We start from the raw sequence: 21,296 nt of genomic DNA on the forward strand, positions 1-21,296 counted from the left end.
ATGAAAGCCCGCCAAGAGGTAGAACACCGGTCCGGCCGCGCCGGCAACGCGGTTTATGCGTCAGTAGGTTGCTTCGGCGAAAAAAATAGGAGGCTCCCCCTAAAGTAGTAGGAATAGGCTTCGAAGATTCGCTTCACATTTGGGGGTAAACAAAAAAACGTTCCCGTCAAGGAACGTTCCGTATGCCCGTTTAAGAACTTTAACGGAAGCACCGCCCGTTATCCCGTTAAAGTTCATTAATAAAGCGACTTCTGCTCCTGATGCACATGGATGCTCAGGACGATGCCGATGGCCATCATGTTGATCAGAACGGAGGACCCGCCATAGCTGACGAACGGCAGCGTAATGCCCGTAAGCGGCATAATGCCGATCATCATGCCGATGTTCTCGAACACCTGGAAGACGTACATCGAGACGATCCCGATGATAATATACGCGCCCGTCCGGTTCTGACTTTGAATCGAGATGTAAATCATCCTGTAAATGAGCAGGAAGTAGAGCAGCAGCAGCACCGACGAACCGATAAAGCCGAATTCCTCGCCGATTACGACGAAGATCGAGTCCGAATACGGCAGCGGGATAAAGCCTTTCTGAATGGAGTCCCCGTTCATATAGGTTTCTCCAGTCAAACCGCCGGAGCCGATCGCCCGCATCGAGTTATGCACTTGATACTTGGCGTCGGCCGAAGCGGATTCCGGATCGATGAACGTATGAATCCGGTTGATCCGATGCACCCATTCTCCCTTATCGTTGTCCTTCAAATACTGCACAGCCGGGTCGTAATACAGCTGAAACAAATAAAAGAATAAGGCGATGAAGCCCGCGATCAACGCGCTGCCGATCAGCACATGCGTATACTTGATATTGCCGATCCAGTATAGGACAAGGAGAATAACGAGAAAAATGATCGCATTGCCGAGGTCCGGCTGGATAACGATAAGACCGACCGGGAGCGCCACCATCAGTCCGATCGGAACGACCTCCTGCCAAAACCGCAGCGGCTCTCCTTCCCGCCTGCCCAAGAAGGCGGAAATCGCGACGATCGTCAGCAGCTTGACCAATTCGGCAGGCTGAAAGTTGAAGCCGAACGGCAAGATGAACCAGCTTTTGGCCGAGTTTTTCTCCACTCCGAATAAATAGACCGCAACGAGAAGCAATATTCCGATGGCATACAAATACCAGGCGCCCTTGACTAGGAGCCGGTAATCGAACAGCATCGCGCCGAACAATACGACGAAGCCTATGGAGTAATTGATGACGTTTTTGACGTCCGTTCCGTGAAACAACGGGTCGTTAGCGGTGGCGCTATGTACGACGATCGTGCTGATCCCCATGAACAGCGCCATCAAGATGACAATGGACCAATCCGTTTTTTTCAGTTTGTCCAGCAACTTCGTCTCATCCTATTCCGAATAGCTTCTTCATTTTCCCCATCACGCCGACCTTCTCTTCAAGCGGCATAAGCGGTACCGTGTCGCCCAAGATCCGTCTCGCGATGTTGCGGTAGGCGATGGCCGCGCGGGATTTCGGGTTCATGACCGTCGGCTCCCCGCTGTTCGCCGACTTGATGACGGCTTCGTCGTCGGGTACGATGCCGAGCAGATCGATCGCCAGAACCGAACAGATCTCGTCGATGTCGAGCATTTCGCCCTTCTTCATCATCGTAGCTTTCACGCGATTGATGATCAGCTTCGGGCCGTGAACGCGTTCCTGCTCGAGCAGACCGATGATCCGGTCCGCATCGCGTACCGCAGCCAGTTCCGGCGTCGTTACTACGATCGCTTTGTCGGCGCCGGCTACCGCGTTTTTGAACCCCTGCTCGATGCCGGCCGGGCAGTCGATGATGACGTACTCGTACTCCTTCTTCAGCTCCAGCACCATATCCCGCACCGCTTCCGGGGAAACGGAATGCTTGTCCTTCGTCTGTGCGGCCGGGAGCATATACAGCTCGTCGAACCGCTTGTCTTTGATCAGCGCCTGTTGCAGCCGGCAGCGGCCTTCGGCTACGTCGACCAGGTCGTAGATGATCCTGTTCTCGAGACCCATCACGACGTCCAAGTTGCGCAAACCGATGTCGGTATCAACCATGCATACTTTTTTGCCCAGCAGCGCCAGCGCAGTGCCCAAATTGGCGGAAGTCGTCGTTTTGCCGACGCCCCCTTTGCCGGAAGTAATGACGATTGCCTCTCCCATGCGATTCATCTCCTTTACATGCCGCCGAACGGATGGTCCGGCCGCAACCGGTGAAGTTGGTTGATTTTATCGATTTCCATGCTTCCTTCGCGGATGTAGGCGAACTCCATCGAAGCGTCCTCGATTCCCCATTCGTCGGGAGGACGGCTGATGACATCCGCGATGCGCAGCTGCGTCGGGCGCATGTAGGACGCCGCGATAAGAGCGCGCTCGTTCCCTCCCAAGCCGGCATGGGCCATCCCCCGCAGCGCTCCCAGCACGAAAATATCCCCGGTGCACAGCAGCGTCCCGCCCGGATTGACATCCCCCAGAAACAGCAGGTGCCCTTCGTGCTTAACCGTTTGCCCCGAACGGATGATGCCTTTGTATACCGTGACCCTCTCCGGGACCGGCGCACGGGCTTCCTGCGCGGATTCGTCCGACTCGATGCTTTGCACGAGCAAGTTGCCGCTCTTGCCTATCAGTTCTTTAATCGCTTCTTTTTCCTCATCGCTCGACGTTCGTTTCCCCAGCTTGATCTGCACATGAACGACCGGTCCCGCCAATATGTTCCGGTGCGTATTGTCGAGCTTGTGTTCCAGCTCCTGCAACGCTTCGGCAAACGGACACGAATCGTCGATCACGAATACGAGTCCTTCTTTGACTCCTTTTATCGTAACGAGGTGCTTCGTTTCCGCCATCGACCCAAAATCCTCCTACCTAACAATTCTCCGAAAGCCGGTCTGCCTCCTGCCGATCGTTTCCGAACGTCATTTTTCTTCCGGCTCCCGGTCCGCATCGGCGTCTTCAAGCCATTTGCGCGCGGGCATGTAGATCAGGAGCGCGATCAGCGCGTTGAACAGCATGCTGGGCAATATTTGGTTCAGGAACGTCCATTCGTATCCGATATGGACCACGCCCAAGAAGACTCGGTATATGCCGTATACGAGCGAATCGTAGGCGAAAAACCCGAGCATCGCGGCCAGCAGGCTGATAAAGATGCCGCGGCTCGACGGACGGAACGCAAGACCGACCAAGTAACCGACGAGCCCCATACTGAACGAATATACGCCAAGAGCGTGACCATAGTAAATAAAATCTTGCAATAGGCCGAAAGCAAGTCCGTAAACGAGCCCTTGATACCGGCTCCGGTAAATGGCAATGAAGATGACGCCCGCCAGTACAAGATGCGGCGCTACGAGTACGGTCGATTGCCAGACGGGCGGAATAATCCAGCTGAAGATCGTGCCTTCCAGCAGAAACAGAATGAACAATCCGAGAAAGATCCGGTAACGGCGCATGCTCCACCTCACAGCTCGGGCACTTCAATGACGAACACTTCGCGCAAATGATTGAACGAAGCGAACGGCTTGATCTGTGCCGTATGGGTGATGCCGAATTCGCCTTCGTCGCGCGAGACGACTTCGCCGATCTCGATGCCCCGCGGGAACAATTGGCCGACGCCGGAAGTTACGATGACATCGCCCGCCGTCAGATTGTCCGTCTTCGGAATTTTATTCATGACGAGCATCCCTTTTTCCCGGTCGTATCCTTCCATTATGCCGAACGATTCGTTCTCTCTTCCTTTTACCGTAACGGCGATAGCTTTGGTGCTGCTGGAATCGAGATCGGTTATAAGCTGAACGTTCGAGTAGAACGGGGATACGTCGACGATTCTCCCGATCAGCCCTTCCACGGACATGACCGCCATGTTCGGCTTGATCCCGTCCTTTTCCCCGAGATTGATCACGATCGTATTGTTGAACGGATCCGGGCTCGAAGCATACACCTCGGCAATGCGGTACTTGTACTTGTTCGACTGCTGCTGCCGCTCGGTAAAACCTAGCTGGTCCTTCAGCCGTTTGTTTTGCGCCTCCAGATCGTTCAGCCGGGCCGTATCTTTCGCATATTGGGTCAAAGACAGCTTCAGCTGGCGATTCTCCTCGTACAATACGGAAATCCGGCGCACATCTTCAAAGAAGCCCGCTACGGCGCGAGCGGGCTTGTTCAACCATCCTTGAACGTAAGTGACGGTATCCTTCAAAAACCCTTCCGGCCAGGACATCGCGCCCCGGCCCCCAAACGTAAAGCCCATCAGGGCGACGAACACGATGACGCCCGCCATCAAGACGATGAGCCTTTTATTCCCCAGCCATTTGAACAAAGCGAACACCTTCCAACGGTCTGTCCGGTTCGCTTGCCGCGCACCCTCTCCGTGCGTCGCGGCTTACCGGCACTGTCGTAGCGAGTCTAGCGAATGGACTTGGCGGCCTGACCCGGTCTCGTCGATTTAAACAGATGGATGTTATCGAGTGCACGTCCGGTTCCGATCGCCACACAGTCTAGCGGATTCTCCGCCACAAGCACCGGCATCCCGGTCTCGCGGGCCAGAAGCTTGTCCAGATTATGCAGCAAGGCGCCGCCGCCGGTCAGCACGATGCCCCGGTCCATAATGTCCGCGGCAAGCTCCGGCGGACATCTTTCCAGCGTAATCTTAACGGCGTCGACGATTTTGTTGACCGTATCGGCCAATGCTTCCGTAATTTCGTCGGACGTGACGGACATCGTCTTCGGCAAGCCCGATACGAGGTCGCGGCCGCGGATTTCGATCGACTTCGGCACTTCCATCGGCTGTGCGGAACCGATCTCCAGCTTCAGCTGCTCGGAGGTGCGCTCCCCGATCATCAAATTGTACGTTTTTTTGATGTACTGCATGATGGCTTCGTCCATCTCGTCGCCGGCGACACGGATCGAATTGCTCGTCACGATACCGCCGAGCGAGATGACGGCTATTTCCGTCGTCCCTCCGCCGATATCGACGACCATGCTGCCCGTCGGCTCCCATACCGGCAAGTCGGCGCCGATGGCGGCCGCAAACGGCTCTTCAATCGTATACGCTTCGCGGGCGCCCGCTTGTTTGGTCGCATCCTCCACGGCGCGCTTCTCCACCGCGGTAATGCCGCAAGGGACGCATACCATCACGCTCGGCCTGCGCGGAAACAGCACCCGCTGCTTTTGCGCCTGACGCAAAAAATAATTGATCATCGTCGCCGTCGTTTCGAAATCCGCAATGACTCCGTCCTTCATTGGACGTACGGCCCGAATGTTGCCGGGCGTGCGGCCGATCATTTTTTTGGCGGCGTCTCCGACCGCCTCGATCGTCTTTGTATCGGTACGCAGAGCAACCACGGACGGCTCTCTGACCACTATTCCTTTACCTTTCACATATACGAGCGTATTGGCCGTTCCCAGGTCAATGCCCAAATCTTTCGAGAAGCTTCCGAACATAAGTTGCTTTATCTCCTTTCGTAACCAAAACGTATATCCGCGTACACGACTTTCAGAAACCGTACGTTCGGATGTCCGTCATTTCATTATATTACATCAACCCTAGTTCCTTCAAACTGACGCTCGTCAGGTCGCCGATGATCACATGATCGAGCACATCGATGCCGATAACGGAACCGGCTTCGACCAGCCTGCGCGTAATATCGATATCTTCCGGGCTGGGCGTCGGGTCGCCGCTCGGATGATTGTGCACGCAAATAATGGAGGCGCTGCTCCGCTTGATAGCCGCGAGAAATACCTCGCGCGGATGCACGATCGACGCGTTCAAGCTGCCGATCGACAGCGTCTCCTGTCCGATGACGTGATTTTTCGTGTTCAAGAACAAGCAAACGAAGTGTTCCTTCTGCAAATAGCGGAGATCTTCCATCATTAGTAGGGAAACGTCGTGAGGGGACCGTATCGTTACGGTTTCCGGCTGGGCGGTGCGGACGAGTCTTTTCCCCAGCTCGATGCCGGCTTGTACTTGCAGCGCCTTGGCATGTCCGATTCCTTTCAGCGCCGTCAATTGCTCGGTGTTCATTTCAACGAGCCGCCTGAGACCTCCCGCTTCAATCAGCAGCCGTTGGGCCAGCGCGACCGCGGATTCATTGATCGTGCCGGTCCTCAGCAGGATCGCGAGCAGCTCGGCATTGCTGAGCGCGCCCGCTCCGGCTCGAAGCATTCGTTCGCGCGGCCGTTCCTCCATCGGCACATCGCGCATGGTATAAGCGGAAGTTGCGGAACATTCCATCATTTTCCCTCTTTCGACAAAATTGGGATCGATCCTTGTCCATCCATTATACCACCTACTTCTATTGTATATGAAATGGTTCGAAAAAAAATCGGCGATAAAGTCCGCCGGGCAAAAAAACAGCCCCGGCATGCCGCCGGGGGCTGAAGTTGTTGAGAAAGGCCTCTTTTGGACTGTTTCATTCTCTTTTTGACTTTCTCAACAGCCCTGGGCGAGTCTGGGTATTCTCGAAGCGGCTCAGCCTTGGCCGGAAGCCGACCTCCCGCCGGATACGGCGGTCAGCTTGGCGGACGGCATCGAGTTCGACTCCAAGCCGATTACGTCGGGAATCGTCAATATTTCCTCGATCGCCCTCAGCAGCTTGTCGGTGCTCGTCGTTCTGAGCGTAAAGCGGAGCTCCATCGTACCGCTTCCTTCCTGGTCCGTCAAAGCGGAGCTTGCGGACTGCATGACCAAATTTTTGATCTGGATGCCCTGCTCGCCGAACTTCGTCGCGATTCGTCCGAGCGTGCCCGGCCGGTCGTATATTTTCATGACTACATCCTGGTTGCGGCGGTTGCGCAGAAGATATTTCTCCCACTTGTTCAGCAGGAACAAACTGACCAGCACGAGAAACGTTGCAAGCACCGCCGGGTAATAGAAGCCTGCGCCTACGGACAGCCCGATGGCCGCCACGACCCATACCGAAGCGGCCGTCGTCAGTCCCGATATGCTCGAGCCGTTGCGGATGATCGCGCCCGCACCGAGAAATCCGATGCCGCTGATCACCTGCGCCGCCAGACGGGCCGGGTCGGTCCTTACATTCGGCTCCGCTACGAATTGGGAGAAACCGTAGATGGACAACAGCATGATCGAGGCCGAGCCGATGCACACCAGAATATGCGTCCGAAATCCGGCGGCGTGATTGCTCCATTCCCGCTCCAGCCCGATCAGCCCTCCGAGCACGACCGCCAATACCATGCGCAACGTCAAATCGAGATGGGAAATATGCCACACGCTTTCATCAATCATCATCAGCACTTCCTTAGCTCTTAGTTCATGCGCGTCAGCGGCACGTTCCGGTTGCGGATACTGATTTCGCTTAATGAATAAGAAAATTCAATTCCGATAAAAAAATGTTGAACCATCCGGATGCCTGTCTTAAAGCGCATGCCAAACATGCAACTCATAGGCTATCGGGATATCTCAACGTCTCCACCCGGTCATCCTATTAGATTGTAAGCGGCGTTAACCGCTTTCAAGAACTTTAATAATTATTTAACATTATGGTCTCTTGCGTTTCGAATGTCAATAGGCTTTCGCCCTTCATGTGAACAAATATATCATGGGTGCACGCAAAAAAAAGAACGCACGGATTAAAGCACCCGCACGCCCATCTCTTCCAGCATCTCGCCAAGCAAACGGACCGACATGCCTACTACATTGAAATAGTCTCCTTCGATCCTCTTCACGATCAAGGCGCCGATCCCTTGAACCGCGTAAGCCCCCGCCTTGTCCGCGGGCTCGCCGGTAGCTATGTATCGACGAATCCGATCGTCGTCGAGCGGCTTGATCGTCACATCCGATACTTCATGACGGGTCAGCACCGTTTCGCCACTTATGTCGATGCACGTAATCCCCGTATACACTTGATGAGTCCTTCCCGCGATCGCCTTCAGCATATCGAAGGCGTCCGCTTCGTCCCGCGGCTTGCCCAATATGCGGCCATCCAGCACGACGACCGTATCGGAGCCGATGACGATGCCTCCCCGTTCATGTCCGCCCCGGCCGGCCACCGCGCGCGCCTTCCTAAGCGACAGCTCCTCGACCAGAACGTCCGGCGCCGTGCCTTCCGGCATCGTCTCATCGACGTCGGCCGGATCGATCGTAAACGGCAGCCCGAGCGTACGGATCAGCTCCTGCCGTCTGGGCGACCCCGAAGCCAATATAAGCGTAGGTTGTGTCATTATGCTCTCTTTTTCCTCCCCGGATCTACATCCGCCGATAAATCCATATGGCTGCGACAATTCCTAAAATGCTAATCACATTCAGTTTAACCTGAATGAACAAATCGTACTTGATCACATTCAAATCCGCCTTGGGCTCCCACGAAATTTGCGCCGATTTGGTCAGGAAGCCAAGCCACGAGACGGGCGCCAGAAGCTGGGTGACGATAGCGGCGGCGAGCAGCCCAAGCAGCAAAAACAGAACGAGCATGAACCCGGATTTTTTCATCGAATCCGTCCTCTCCCATGCGTCCGAGCGCGTATTTTTACACGGACCTAATTATACGATGGAACGTCAATCTTTGACAACGGCGTCGAACCCCGTCGGATACGCAACGCTGAAAAAGCCGACTGGTTGATTTTTCCTGCATACTTCCTGTATACGAACCATGTAAAATGTAGTTTGGGAGGGACTGTTACGAATGAGACGAATGAGAACCGGACTATGCAAACTGCTAGTGACAGCTGTCGTCCTCATCGCCGCACCCATGCAGGCGTTTGCCGCCCAAACGGTCGTCGTAGACGCCGGACACGGCGGTTCCGATCCGGGAGCGATCGGAGTAAACGGACTTTATGAAAAAAACGTAAATTACGACATTGCGGCAAAACTGCGGCAGCTGTTGGTCAAGCTCGGCTACGACGTCGTACTTACCCGGGATTCTGACGAGTACATAAGCCTTGCTGACCGCGTCGACTTGACCGCCAAAGCAAAACCCGCGTTATTCGTATCCGTGCATGCCAATTCGCACCCCAATGCAAACGTGGACGGCTCCCTGGTTCTTTATTACGACAAAGATTACCCCCAGGACAGCTACCCCGCAAGCGACGCCATGACGGCGCTTACGCCGGAGAGCAAGCGGCTCGCAAGCCTCGTGCTGCAAAATATGGTGTCGGAGGCGGGGTTCTCCGACAAAGGCCTCGTTCCGAGCGCCGCATACGTCATCCGGATGGGACAAGTCCCGAGCATATTGGTCGAAACGGCGTTTTTGAGCAACAAGAACGACGCGGCCCGACTTGCGGACGAGACGGTTCGCCAAAAGCTGGCGGAAGGAATCGCCAAAGGAATCGCCGCCTATTTACCCCCGTCGCCTCCGGGAGGCTTCACCGATATTTCCGGGCATTGGGCGTCCGACGCGATTGTTCGTCTGAAGGAGAAAGGGCTCGTGGAAGGCGGGTGGGGCCGCTATTTGCCCGATAACCCGATGACGCGGGCGGAATGGCTGACCATCGCCGACCGTTTGTTCCAGTTCGACAAGGCGCTGCGTCTCCAAACCGGCTCCTCCGCACAGACGAGCGTAACGGCCCAAGTGTATAAAGATATGCCGAAGACGCATTGGGCGTACGAGACGTTCCAGGAAGCGATCCGCCTCGGCTATATTACCGGATACGAGGACAGCACGGTCCGCCCTGATCAAGCCGTCACCAGAGCCGAAGTCGCGGCCCTGCTGGAGCGGATGACGGATGGGACGAATCAGGCGCCGTGGACGAAGGCCGCCGATTTTACGGACGTGCCTTTGACGCATTGGGCATCCGGACCGATATACCGATTGAAGCAGAAAGGCTTGTTTAACGGAGTGACCGACAAAACGTTCGCGCCGGCAAGAAGCATGACACGCGCCGAAATGGCCGTCATGATCGACCGCTATGTCGCGGCTGCGAAGCCGAAATAGGCAGGCCGATCGTAAGGAAAGCAAAACCGCCCCGGGTTCCGGGGCGGTTTTGCCGCTTATTGCGCCTTGATCGCCGCAAGCAGCTCGTTCTCCGCGAATACGACTTGCATCAAGGAAGACTGCGCCTCCCACAGCAGCGCGGACGACGGATTTTTCTTGTACTCGTCCATGGACGTTACCGCGGTATTCATCGCTGTAGTCCATTTTTGCAGCGTCGCCTTCTGATCTTGGGCGAGCCCCGCGCCGAACGGACCGATCGCTCCGGTCCAAGCCTGATGCGCCGTATGGATCGTCTGCAGCGTCTTGTCATCGATGGCCGACGGCGTCTTCTCCTTCAACCGGGCGGCCGAGAAGCCGCCTATCGTCTGGACTAGCTTGCCGCTTTGCGTGAAGAAAGGTTCGGCGGCACCCGATTGCTCGCCCGACCATCTGATTTTGGACACCGCGGGCTGCGCCATCGCCTTCAGAAAGAGCTCCATCTTCTGCTCCTTCAGCACATTGCCGAGCGCCAGCGCGTCGTCATGATTCGGAGACATCCCGACGTAAACGTAATATTTATCCCCCGGCTGCACGTATGCCGCCAGCCCTTTCTTCTTAAGCTCGGCAGCAGCCGCTTGCGCGCCTTGCTCATTCGAGAACACGCCGTTTTGCAGCAGCGTATACGATTGCGCCGCGATGTTGACGGATACCGTGGCGGCGGACGCCGAGGAAGCGGGAGCCGCGTTGTCCTTGGCGCCGGACGGGTCGACTGCCGGCGTTTTCGTCTGTACCGGAACGGTGGCGGAGGCCGATTTGCCGGAGCCGCCCGCCGGTCCCGGGATAACGCCGGGCGTATCGTCCCCGCTGAACATCGACAAGACGAAGAAACCGATCATGACACCCGTCGCGACCGCCCCGGACACGGAAGCGACGATTTTCAGCCAAGGGGTCCGGTTATACCGCTCGTATCTCCCGTGAATGACGGTCGGCGGAATTCGCTCCTGGGCGTAACGTCCGGCCTGGGGGGGCTCCGGCCATTCCGTTTCATAATACCCCGTATCGCCGTCGTGCCGCGCCTCCCGTTCTACCGGAACCGGCTCCTGAACCGGAGCCGGTTTCGGCCGGCGAGTGCCCGAGGACTCGCGAATGATCCGCTCCACCTTTTCGGTCTCGGCGTCGAACGGGCTTTTCCATGCGCCGAAGTCGGTCGTAAACTGGTTGAGCGGCTGCGTATCGACAAAATCGATCCTGCCGTGCCCCGGCCTCTCCTTCGGCCAGACGTGCTCCTCGGCGGGGATAACGGACGGGTGATCCTCGATGACGGTAAATTCCTCTTTCAATAAAGGGATAACCGGGTTCGGCTCCTTGCGAACCGTTTCCCGTCCCGGATCGTCGAATCGGTACGTAATTCTCGCCTTGTTCATGCCCGCTCCACTCCTTGTCCCTGAAACTGCTTGTTCTCATCTTTATGCGGGACAAGCGGGCGATATGCCTGTAATTTCTTTTGGCGGTCTACTGGGGGCTCCCCCAAAAGTAATCGGAATACGCTACAAAGCTTCTCTTCACTTTTGGGGGTCCGATCTTTTCCGGGGGGCTCCCCCAAAAGTACTCGGTATACGCTCCAAAGCTTCGCTTCACTTTTGGGGGACCTATGGTGCCGTCGTCTGCAAGTAATCGAATCGGGTCCACGTATTTTGCGACAGCGGGTTTTTGTTGCCCGTGTTTACGATTTTGATCGTATGCAAGCCCGTCGGCAATGGGCCCGTGTCCCAAATTTTCGATTTGAGCACCCCGGTTCCGCCCCGGTAAAAGTCGTAGGTCGTCACCAGTTGGCCGTCAAGATAAATTTCGGCCAGCCCGCCGTTCGAAGCGAGCGTTCCATACACGACTCCCCGGCTTCCGTAAAATTCGACCTCGACCGTTGAACCGGCTCCCGTGCCGATTCTCTCCGTTCCTCCATAGTAGCCCGCGTTGGACGAGGTAATCCAGCTGCCGGAGTAGACGACAAGCGGATTCGCGCTATCGATCACGGATGAGGTCGTGGCGATTACCGTAATCGGCGCCGAGCCTTCCGATATGATGCCTGCGGCGTTTACCGCATAAACCTTGTATACATTGTGAGCCATGCCCGTAGTATCGAACGAAACAGGTACGCCGGCAGCTGCCGCCAGCTTCAGTCCGTTTACCGACTGTCCGGTCGCCGATACGGCTTGCTCGATCGCTCCCCAATTCGCTGCGGTTCCGGACGGAACAAGGTAAAGCGTACCGTTCTCGGAGCTTGTCGCCGCAATCGGCGTTCCGGCATATACGGTCCCTTGCGTCACGCCCGAAACTACGGGTACGACATAGCCCAGCTCGGTTACTTGCACCGCGTCGAACGAGACATACGTATTGCCTGCGGCGGCACTCTTCTGCCCGGTCGGCACGATTTTCAAAATATGGATGCCAGGCTGCAGCGTCCCGGTATCGTACAGCTCCTGCTTCGCCTGCAGTGTCGGATTGTACAGATCGACCGTCGCCACGAGCTGTCCGTCCAAATAAACGTTGCCGATGCCGTATACGGCATTGCGTGCCCCGATCCACTTCGCTCTCGCTCCGAAGAACGGAATTTCCACGGACCCTGCGGTATCTCTCGACAGCAGCATTTTCCCGCCGAAGTAGTTGCCCGTGTAGCTGGTCCATTGGCCCGCATAGGTCAAAGTCGGATCGGTTTCGTCAATCGTGCCGGTCGACGGCAGGACGATCGTGACGCCGATCGGTACCGGCGTCATATTGCCGTTCGAGTCGATGCCGTACAGCTTGTATTTGCCCTTCGCCAAACCGATCGTTTTCACGGACGTTGCCGATTGCTTCGCCGCAATCGCGAAGGAGCCGTTCGCCCCGGCGGACGCCGCAATGATCGACGCCGCATCGGCCGGCGTACTCTCCGGCACCAAATACAGCTTAGCCGCTTCGTCGGAGGTTACGACTACCGGCATGCCGGCCGATAAGAGCGTCTGTGCAGCTGCAAGAACGGGAGGCATCGTATCGATAAACGGATAGTAGACCGATAAGGCTACGCTCTGTCCGCCGGTTACGCGGAACGGCTCCGATATCGTACGCCCGTGAACGGGATGGGTAACGATCAGACGATGCTGCCCGGCCGGAACGTCCGTCATCACGAAGTTGCCCCCCGTACCGGCAGCGGCAGTCCGCGAATGTCCGGCCAGCTTGAGCTCCGCTCCGGCAAGCGGCGTATTGCCCTGAACATACACCGCACCGGTCACGGTTCCCGACGGCGTAAAGTCCGTATCCGAGCGGTAAACGTTCAACGTATAAACCGAAGACGGACCGCCTCCCCCGTTAACGACGAGCGGGTATGCGTTATGCCCGACCTGCAGCGGGAGAACAAACTGTCCGGCAGCCGTGTACACTTGGCCGGAAACCGACAGGACCGAATCCGGCCGGTAAGTCGATGCCGTAACGTTCATCGTATATACGGAATTGCTTACGGATACGGCGTAATCGTACACACCCGATTTGAACGACGGTACGAGCGGACCGGGGACTGTGCCAAGAGCGGAAAGCGCCGAGTACGGCAGTACCTCGACTTCCGCGATCGCATGCCGGTAACCCGCTGCGCGGATGACGATCCGTTTCGGTCCCGCCCCACCCAGCGCTCCCGGAGCTACCGTTACGCCGCCTAATGCGAGCGTGAATTGTCCGGAGGAGAGCGGTACGCCGTTTACGGCGATCGACGCGATCTGTCCTCTCCAAGCCGGGTTATCCGCGAAGCCGATCGTTACCGGCTCCTGCTCGTATACGTTCCCCGACTGCTGCGACAACATCGGCGGCGCCATCAGGCTTTCCTTGATTTCCAGCTGGCTGACTCCGAACTTATAGTTCGACGAGCTCGCGTTTTTCCCGACATTGACGAACGAAAGCGTATGTGTGCCCGGGGCGAGCGTCGCTGTGCCGAGCGGCCGGAATACGGCGCTCGCGCCGGAGCTGGCCGAATAGAAATCGTAGGTCGAAAATATGGCTCCGTCCAAATAAATTTGATAAGTTCCGTAGCTTGCAGCCGAGAAAGGCTTGATCCCGATGTCATACGAGGCCGCCTCTCCGACCTCGAATTCGAAGGCGATCGACTCCCCGGCCTGATTCGCTTCGAACTGCAGCGTATTAGAGCCGGACACGTACTGGGTGGAAGCCGACTGCTGCACAATCGGCAAATTGACGAAATCGGACATACGGTACGCCCGTTTCTGCGAAGTGAGCAGAAGGCTCGACGTCTTCGTAGCACCATTCCAATCGACGGCAGCGGTAATGACTGCGGTCCCTTCCCCGACTGCTTCCGCGTTTCCCTCCGGGTCCACCTTGACGACGGATTCGTCGCTGCTTGCGTAAGCCGTCTTCGCTTTGTCGGACGGAAGCACGGACCCGTCTCTTCTCAGCGCTTGGACGGACAAGCTCGTGCGCTCGCCCGAGAGCAAATCTTTGCCCGCTGCATTCAAGCTTACCGCTTGAAGCGGGTTCGTGTCATACACGTTGACATGATCAATTCTAAACGTATGGGTGCCGGTCCACGATTTGGCCGGGTAATAGTTCATTTTCGACGTTCCGTCGGGACGAATCTCGAAGCCGGGGTCGTGTTCCGCGAACACGATGACCGTTTGACCCGCTTCCGAAACGATGTCGCTTACAAGGTAGCCGGCGGTCGTCTCATCGGGATGCGTCACGACGGCATATTTGCCGCGAAGCGCAGCCGCTTGCGCCGGATCGATCGGCGTATTGACGACGATGCCGTCGTAGGCGTCGCCGTTCACCTTGCGCTTCGTCGCTGTAATCGCGCCCCCGACCGTACCGCCTCCGGTCAGCGTCTGATTCCCTTTCGACAGCTGGGTGCCGCCGGTCAAATGCATCGATTGGACGACTCCGTCCACCATACGGATAAAGCCCGTTTTCCCCCGCATCGTGATATCGTCCACGACGACCGGTACGTTCGGAGCCCCAGGCGAGCTAATCAGAATGTCGGTCGTATTCCCGTAAGTTACCTTGACCGCTACGGCGCCTTCGGGGCCCGACGACAGCTGCAGACGGTCGATCGTCTCGATGCGCGGCCCGGCCGTTCCCTTGTACGGCTCCATCGCGGTGATGAACGTGCTTTTCAAGCCGCTGCCGTCGCGTCTTAACACAAGCTTCGGCATATTATATTTAACCGCCTCGTCGTTCGTATCCATTTTGGACCCCGACAACCGGGTCGAGCGGATGGAAGGAGAACGCCCCAAATACAATTCGTTGCTGCCGGGCTCGAGCAACCCGGTAATTTTCATTTTGCTTTCTCGGCCCCTTTCTCGCTTGTAACCAGAGTGAGATCATAGCGGTCGCCCGGAAGCTGCGCCTTCTTCACGTCCTTGACCGATATGTATCCGTAGTAATGCCCTCCGGCGCTGCCCTTGTCGTTAAACTGCTCCGGCTCGACGACCGGAGTGCCCGGCGGCAGCAAGTAAGGGCCGTACGGGTCCAAAGCCATATCCGTTACGAAGACGGAGTCGCGGTTCGCGTCCCCCTGCAGCGTATACTCGTGGCGGCTTCCGCCCGAAACGCGGAACAGGTCGACAACATAACCTTCCCCGCCTTGCGCGCCAGGGAACGAGACGAACCATGGCTCGCGGCTGTACTGATCCAGCCCGGCGTATGCTTCCTTCTGATCCGCCCGCATCACTTGCACTTGCCCGGCGGGCGCGAACAGGTCGATTTTGCCGCCGTGCTTCGAGACGTTGTCGATCTTCATATCTTTGCTGTCGACGACTACCGTGTTGTGTCCCATCGTCGATAACGAGAATGACCGGTCTTTCGTATACGTGTAGCCCAGATCGGGGAGCAGCTCCTGCCCTTCCGCGTACAGGTTCAATTGAAGCGGATCGTAATGATTATGGCCGTATTTCGGCTGGAACTGGAGCCACAGCTGCGATTGTCCGGCGCCCGCTCCCGCCGCGAGACGTCCGATGCCGGCGGCCGGCATGAGGAACGACCCGGCATTCAGTATCGGCGACTTCGCCTTGTCGGAAGCCCACGAATCCTGAATCGGCAGCAGCTTCCCGTCGGGGTAGACGAGCAGGTTGTTGTCCCGGAGCGACCGCTCGATGATCGGGTAGTCTTTGGCCATATCCAAGTCGTCGAAGCGTCTGCCGGTGCGCGGCGATACGTACCCGGCCGGATCGCTATATCCATCGAGCGCGGCGATAGCCTGATCGAGGCCGTTCGTTGACTGCACGTGATAAGAAGGCGCCACTTCTTTCCAATATCCGTCCGACAAAAATTGCGTCTCCACGTAGTCCTGCATCCATTCGAACGCGTTATGAATATAGTCGGGCTCGTTCAACATTTTGCCTGCGTCGATCATGCCGAGCCATTGCGTGTAATTCATATTGCCGAGCACGTACGGGTAGCTAAGCGCATATTGCATCGACGGGATGAACATTTGCTCGACAAGCTTCTTGTCGATATTCTCGCCGACTTCTTGGCTCAACAGCTCGAGAGCATTCGTCTTCTTCACCAGATTGTAGGCGCGCAGGAGCGGTCTCAAGCTGTTCAGATCGGCCACCGACCACCGGTACCACATGCCGCCCCAGTAGTTGAACGGAGGTCCGGACGTAATGTTGATCGGATAATTGCGCCAAATGTAATCGGTTGAAGGCGCATAGCCTTCATACACTTGGGCGAACCGGTACAACAGCCTTGCCGCGCCGAGCGCGTCCGTCTTGGCGATTTTTTCCGTTTGTGCGGTCGCGTAGTCTTTCTGCAAATACCACAGGTGGGCGGACAGGAAATACCGTTTGCCCTCGGCATCCTCGTAATACGGATATTCCAGCGTCTCGCCTTTCCGGTTGACCGCCGTAACGACGTTCGATTCCGGATATTGCGCGTTCGGATAAACGGTACCCGTTTTGAGCGATACGATGCTTTTATTGTCGGCCGACAGCTTATACAGACCGAGCGGATGCAGCTCCGGCATTTCCGGCAGTCCCGTGAAGATAAAACCGACTTTGTCTGGGATGAGCTCGAGCGTATCTACCACTTGCTGCGAAGCGGGGGCCGGCTGCACTTGGACCGTGCCGGCCGGAGGCGGAGCTTTCCCCGTCCATTCGAGACCCGCCTCGATCAGGCTGTCCCGGTCGAACGTCACGATCGCGAACCGCCCGTCGTTCGGCTGATCGTCCCGGTAAGCGTATATTTGAAGCTCCGTCAGGCCGAAATCGAGTGCGGGAGGATGCTCGAACGTCAAGGTGCAGCGGTCTCCGTTTTTGACGCTCGTCACTTGCGTCAACGGCTCCCAATCACCTACGGGATTTTTCCATTTCAGCGAAAACTTCGTTTGCACCGGATTTACCGTGCTGCCCCGTTTGAAAGAAAGCTGCTTCTGTGTAAAGCCGGTATAGCGGAGCTCGGCTTCTTCCGGCGTCCACCGTTGTCCGACGGGAGTCTGCCCGAAGAAAACGCTGCCCATCCGTCCTTCGTCCACAAGGTTGCCCTTGATCGTCACCGTACTCCCCGTGTCCCAGAAATTGGACGTTCGCAGAGGAATCCAGGATAGGAGCGGCTTCGTGTTCAGATGATACACGTGTACGACGTTCACCCGCCATTCCGTTCCTGGCGCAGGCGCGCTTGCGCCCAAAGCGCTCAAGGGCACGGACACTTCCACGGAAGTTCGCCCGCCGGAGTCCGTCATTGCCGATGTAAACGCATTCACTTTGGTCCGCTGCGGATTTTCCTTTGCGATGTCCCTCCCGATGTTCCAATCCGTAACCGTAGCTTTGGCGAGCGGCGTTATCGGGATCGTGACCACGTAATGGGCTTCGCCGTACGTTTGCCTGCTGACGACCAGCTCGACCTTTTCCAAAATCGCCTTGTCCTCCGTAGCGAACGATCCCCCGAAGTACAGGTTGGACGAATCGTAAAACATTTTATAGGACGGACCGTCCGGCACGGGCTCGTTGTAGTACGCCGTGCGGAAATCGTCGAGCGCGGCGGCGCCGCTCCAGACGTTGTCTGACAGCGCTCCGTCGATGACGGGTGCGGCCTGCGACTGCGGCAGCACCGTCCATTTGTTCGAATACATCGTTATGGGCGCCCCCGTTTCTGATTGCGTATCGGCCAATGCCGGCTCCGGATCGCCAAGTCCGACCGGAACGCACAGCATCAGCACAATGGTCCATATCAACCACTTGCGCATGGTTATCCCCCTTCGTGCGATGAGGCATGAAGAGATGCGAAAAGCGTCAATGAATGCTAGGATTGCCCGGACATGATGCCGCATAACCGGCTGCATAGTTCGTCTTCGTCCATCAAATCGGCCCAATACGCCTTCAAATGCTTCTCCAATTCCTTCATGGCTTTCATCGGAATATTCAAATCGCGAAGCGTGCGGAACGAAGACATCGTTTCCCGGTATTGCATAAATCGGGACGGACGGTTCATCGGATCTTTGGTCAGATCGCCCGGAACCGTTCCCAGGCTCGGGATGCTTAACGTGCGTTTCCCGATGAGGGTCTGAGCGTTCCGAGACGTAAGGTAGTCGACCAGCAGCGCGGCTTCCTCTTTATGCGGAGAGCGGCTGCTGATCCCGAGCCCCATGGCGATGAGAAGTGTGCGGGGCTCATCGATATACGGCGCCGGCGAAATATCGTACTCCAGGTCCGTTTCCCTCCAAGAGTTCAGCGCCATGTAGCTTGTAAGTGTCATGGAAACTTTCCCTTCCAGAAACATCCGGTCGACGTCGTCGTTATTTTCGGACATGTACAGCGGGAACGCTTTTCGATTCTGGATGATGCGTTTGCTCAGCTTGATATTCTCCAGCATTTTCGTGCCGTACAAATGTTTAAGCCGGCCGTTCTCCCATTCGAAACGCTCGCCGCTCTGGAGCAAAAATAACGGCCAGCGGTTCAAAGCCGGAACATGGAAGGAGAAGCCGTACCGTCCCTTGCCGTCGAACAATCGCTCCGCACTCCGCAGCAGATCGTCCCATGTCCAGCCGCCGTCGGGCTCGAGCATCCCGTATTCGCGAAAGTGGGCCTTGTTGTAGCACAATACGATCGGCGAGAAAATGATCGGCTGCATCCACTGCCGGCCTTCCGCGGCAAACAGCTTCGACATCCGGGGGAACAGCTCCGGCTTCTCGGCAAGCGGCTCGAGCATGGACAAGGAGCCTTCTTCGATCAAGCGATAAAAGAAATTGTTCTCGAGCATGAGCAAATCGCCGGAAAACAGCTCCCCATAAAAATTCGACTCCAGCGTTTCCACCGAAATCCACGGATACAGCCGGTGGAATTGTTCCAGCTGCTCGCTAAGCACCATATTGCGGAACGACGTCCAGCCGCAAACGAGCTTCAGCTTGACCCGCGTGCTCTTGCCGGCTACCCGGTTGCCGACGCGCGGCACTTTCTCGATCCACCCCTCCCGAACCAATTGGTCGAGCCCGGCGCGCAGCGAATTGTTGCTCATGCCGAACCGGGCCGCGAGCGATCTCTCCGGCGGCAAATAGTCTCCGGGCGAATAGACGCCCGCAATGATGTCGCTTCTCAACACGCGAACCATCTCGTCCAATTGACTCGTAAATTGCTGCTTGGTCGGTCTTCTTCTCATCGTACGACTCTCCAATTTCGATCAACGACACATTTCCCGGTAACGCAGGTCGCTTTGCTCCGATCGTGTCCCCCTCTCGGGTCGGATCGCTTCCACAATTCTGAGGTTGTGATTCATAAAATTTATAATTTAAGAATCAAAACTGGGTAGATTATGGTATTACAGCGTTACCCTCATCATATTTTACGTTGTAATCGTTGTCAATTTTATTTTAATGAATCACAATGTTACAAATCCATATATTTTATGATACACAATTAATCAGATTCGGGCAAATAAAATCGTTTGAAGCCGACGATAGTCTTCACCGCAAGGAGCATCGCCGGCGAAATAGAAAAAAGCCGAAGGGCTTCATGCCCTCCGGCTTCTTCGTTCAAGTATCCGCATTCGCTATCAGCTCTCAGCTTCCGCTCTCCCGTTCGACCAAAGCTTTCGCCAAAGCGTGGGACGCTTTCCAAATATCGCCCGCTCCCATCGTCAGGACGAGATCGCCGTCCTTCACGAAGCCGAGCAGAAAATCGGTCACCTCGCCGACGGTCGAAATGTGGCGGACGCGCTCGTTGCTGTTCAGCCTGATCAGCTCCACGAGCTTCTCCGAGCTGATTCCTTCGATTTGCCGCTCGCCCGCAGGGGAGTATATATCGGCGATCACGACCTCGTCCGCCTCTCCGAACGCTCTGCTGAACTGCTCGAACAAAAAATAAGTGCGTGTATACCGCTGAGGCTGGAAAACGGCGATGATCCTTTTCCCGGTCGCCTTCGCGGCGCCGATCGTAGCTTGAATTTCCGTCGGATGGTGCGCGTAATCGTCGATGACGAGAATGCCGCCGGATTCGCCCAGCACTTGGAAACGGCGCTTCGCCCCGCGGAACAGCTTGATCGCCGCCGCGAAGCCGGCGAACGGAACTCCCGCCTCGCGGCAGACGATGAAGGCGGCAAGCGCGTTGTACACGTTGTGCCGGCCCGGCACGGACAGCTCCAATGTACCGAGGCGCCGCCCCGCATGCTCCACGTCGAACGAGACCCGCCTGTCGCCGAGACGAACGTTCGATGCCGTATAATCGGCAGCTTGGTCCAGACCGTAGGAGATCGTATCGACGGCCACGGAGGCGAGCACTTCCCTGACGTCCGCGTCGTCGATGCAAACGATCGCCTGTCCGCCGCTTGCGACCTGGCTCAAAAATTGCGAGTATGCGAGCTTCAGCTTGCCGAAGTCGCCGTCGTAATTTTCCAGGTGATCGGCTTCGATGTTCGTCACGATCGCATAATGCGGCCTATACCGGAGAAAAGATCCGTCGCTCTCGTCCGCCTCCGCTACGACATAGTCGCCGCTGCCGGCTTTGGCGTTGCTCCCGACGTTCATGATTTCCCCGCCGATAATGTAGGTCGGATCGAGTCCGCACTCCTCCATGACGAGCGATATCATCGAAGTCGTCGTCGTTTTCCCGTGCGCGCCGGCAACCGCGATCCCTTTGTGCGACTCCATCAGTTTGGCCAGCATTTGCGAACGGTGAAGGATCGGGATATGAAGCCGCTCGGCCTCCGCGATTTCCACGTTATCTTTGGGCAGAGCCGTCGAGTAGACGACGATATCCGCTCCCCTTACGTGGCTCGCTTCATGCCCTATGAACACTTTGGCGCCTTTGGCCGCCAGCTTGTCGGTCAACTCCTGACTGGCCAAATCCGATCCCGTCACCCTGTAGCCCATCTCCAGCATCACTTTGGCGATTGCGCTCATTCCGTATCCGCCGATACCGATAAAATGCACCTGTTCCGTCGTATTCACGC

General features: G+C 56.7%; 16 protein-coding genes. 1 reads left to right on the forward strand and 15 read right to left on the reverse strand.

Translation table 11 applies throughout. From position 1 onward, the window contains the following. Positions 1-236: 236 nt before the first annotated feature. The 10 genes from FE783_RS01620 to FE783_RS01665 all read right to left on the reverse strand — a co-directional run bounded on the left by FE783_RS01620 (position 237) and on the right by FE783_RS01665 (position 8,464). Complete coding sequence (locus FE783_RS01620) at positions 237-1,391, reverse strand: FtsW/RodA/SpoVE family cell cycle protein (protein WP_138877557.1); 1,155 nt, start codon at positions 1,389-1,391, stop codon at positions 237-239. Between the two features lie 7 nt (positions 1,392-1,398). Beyond that, positions 1,399-2,193 carry a septum site-determining protein MinD gene (gene minD / locus FE783_RS01625; protein WP_138877558.1) on the reverse strand — a complete coding sequence of 265 codons (795 nt, stop codon included), beginning with the start codon at positions 2,191-2,193 and terminating at the stop codon, positions 1,399-1,401. Between the two features lie 14 nt (positions 2,194-2,207). Further along, entirely contained in the window at positions 2,208-2,873 is a 666-nt protein-coding gene (locus FE783_RS01630) for a septum site-determining protein MinC (protein ID WP_138877559.1), read from the reverse strand. A 69-nt stretch (positions 2,874-2,942) separates the two neighbouring features. Next, positions 2,943-3,473, reverse strand: coding sequence for a rod shape-determining protein MreD (gene mreD, locus FE783_RS01635; protein ID WP_138877560.1), 531 nt, complete (start codon positions 3,471-3,473; stop codon positions 2,943-2,945). Between the two features lie 8 nt (positions 3,474-3,481). After that, positions 3,482-4,336, reverse strand: coding sequence for a rod shape-determining protein MreC (gene mreC, locus FE783_RS01640; RefSeq protein ID WP_138877561.1), 855 nt, complete (start codon positions 4,334-4,336; stop codon positions 3,482-3,484). Between the two features lie 86 nt (positions 4,337-4,422). Beyond that, the gene (locus tag FE783_RS01645) at positions 4,423-5,460 is read right to left on the reverse strand and encodes a rod shape-determining protein (RefSeq protein ID WP_138877562.1); all 1,038 of its coding nucleotides are present in this window, start codon (positions 5,458-5,460) and stop codon (positions 4,423-4,425) included. Positions 5,461-5,551: 91 nt separating this feature from the next. Further along, complete coding sequence (gene radC / locus FE783_RS01650; protein WP_138877563.1) at positions 5,552-6,250, reverse strand: RadC family protein; 699 nt, start codon at positions 6,248-6,250, stop codon at positions 5,552-5,554. Positions 6,251-6,487: 237 nt separating this feature from the next. Further along, complete coding sequence (locus tag FE783_RS01655; protein ID WP_420799699.1) at positions 6,488-7,264, reverse strand: MgtC/SapB family protein; 777 nt, start codon at positions 7,262-7,264, stop codon at positions 6,488-6,490. A 341-nt stretch (positions 7,265-7,605) separates the two neighbouring features. Further along, positions 7,606-8,196: a Maf family protein gene (locus FE783_RS01660; RefSeq protein ID WP_138877564.1), complete on the reverse strand. Its 591-nt coding sequence runs from the start codon at positions 8,194-8,196 to the stop codon at positions 7,606-7,608. Positions 8,197-8,221: 25 nt separating this feature from the next. Continuing rightward, complete coding sequence (locus FE783_RS01665; protein ID WP_138877565.1) at positions 8,222-8,464, reverse strand: DUF4321 domain-containing protein; 243 nt, start codon at positions 8,462-8,464, stop codon at positions 8,222-8,224. Between the two features lie 193 nt (positions 8,465-8,657). Between FE783_RS01665 and FE783_RS01670 the strand changes: the two genes are divergently transcribed. Next, positions 8,658-9,905, forward strand: a complete 1,248-nt coding sequence (locus FE783_RS01670) for an N-acetylmuramoyl-L-alanine amidase (RefSeq protein WP_238402823.1) — start codon at positions 8,658-8,660, stop codon at positions 9,903-9,905. Between the two features lie 56 nt (positions 9,906-9,961). Here FE783_RS01670 and FE783_RS01675 read toward each other — a convergent pair whose 3' ends face one another. From FE783_RS01675 to murC, 5 genes are all read right to left on the reverse strand, one after another. Beyond that, positions 9,962-11,308 carry an SPOR domain-containing protein gene (locus FE783_RS01675; protein WP_138877566.1) on the reverse strand — a complete coding sequence of 449 codons (1,347 nt, stop codon included), beginning with the start codon at positions 11,306-11,308 and terminating at the stop codon, positions 9,962-9,964. Positions 11,309-11,533: 225 nt separating this feature from the next. Beyond that, on the reverse strand, positions 11,534-15,196 hold the full coding sequence (locus FE783_RS01680) for a hemoblobin-interacting domain-containing protein (protein ID WP_138877567.1): 3,663 nt from the start codon (positions 15,194-15,196) through the stop codon (positions 11,534-11,536). Continuing rightward, positions 15,193-18,099 (reverse strand): heparinase II/III domain-containing protein, encoded by a 2,907-nt coding sequence (locus tag FE783_RS01685; RefSeq protein WP_158301571.1) that lies wholly within the window; start codon positions 18,097-18,099, stop codon positions 15,193-15,195. The genes FE783_RS01680 and FE783_RS01685 overlap by 4 nt, the downstream gene beginning before the upstream one ends. 56 nt (positions 18,100-18,155) lie before the next feature. Continuing rightward, positions 18,156-19,508, reverse strand: coding sequence for an extracellular solute-binding protein (locus FE783_RS01690; protein WP_138877569.1), 1,353 nt, complete (start codon positions 19,506-19,508; stop codon positions 18,156-18,158). Between the two features lie 400 nt (positions 19,509-19,908). Further along, positions 19,909-21,294, reverse strand: coding sequence for a UDP-N-acetylmuramate--L-alanine ligase (murC, locus tag FE783_RS01695; protein ID WP_138877570.1), 1,386 nt, complete (start codon positions 21,292-21,294; stop codon positions 19,909-19,911). Positions 21,295-21,296 lie beyond the last annotated feature (2 nt).

The sequence above is a fragment of the Paenibacillus mesophilus genome (assembly GCF_005938385.1).
GTDB lineage: Bacteria > Bacillota > Bacilli > Paenibacillales > NBRC-103111 > Paenibacillus_AB > Paenibacillus_AB mesophilus.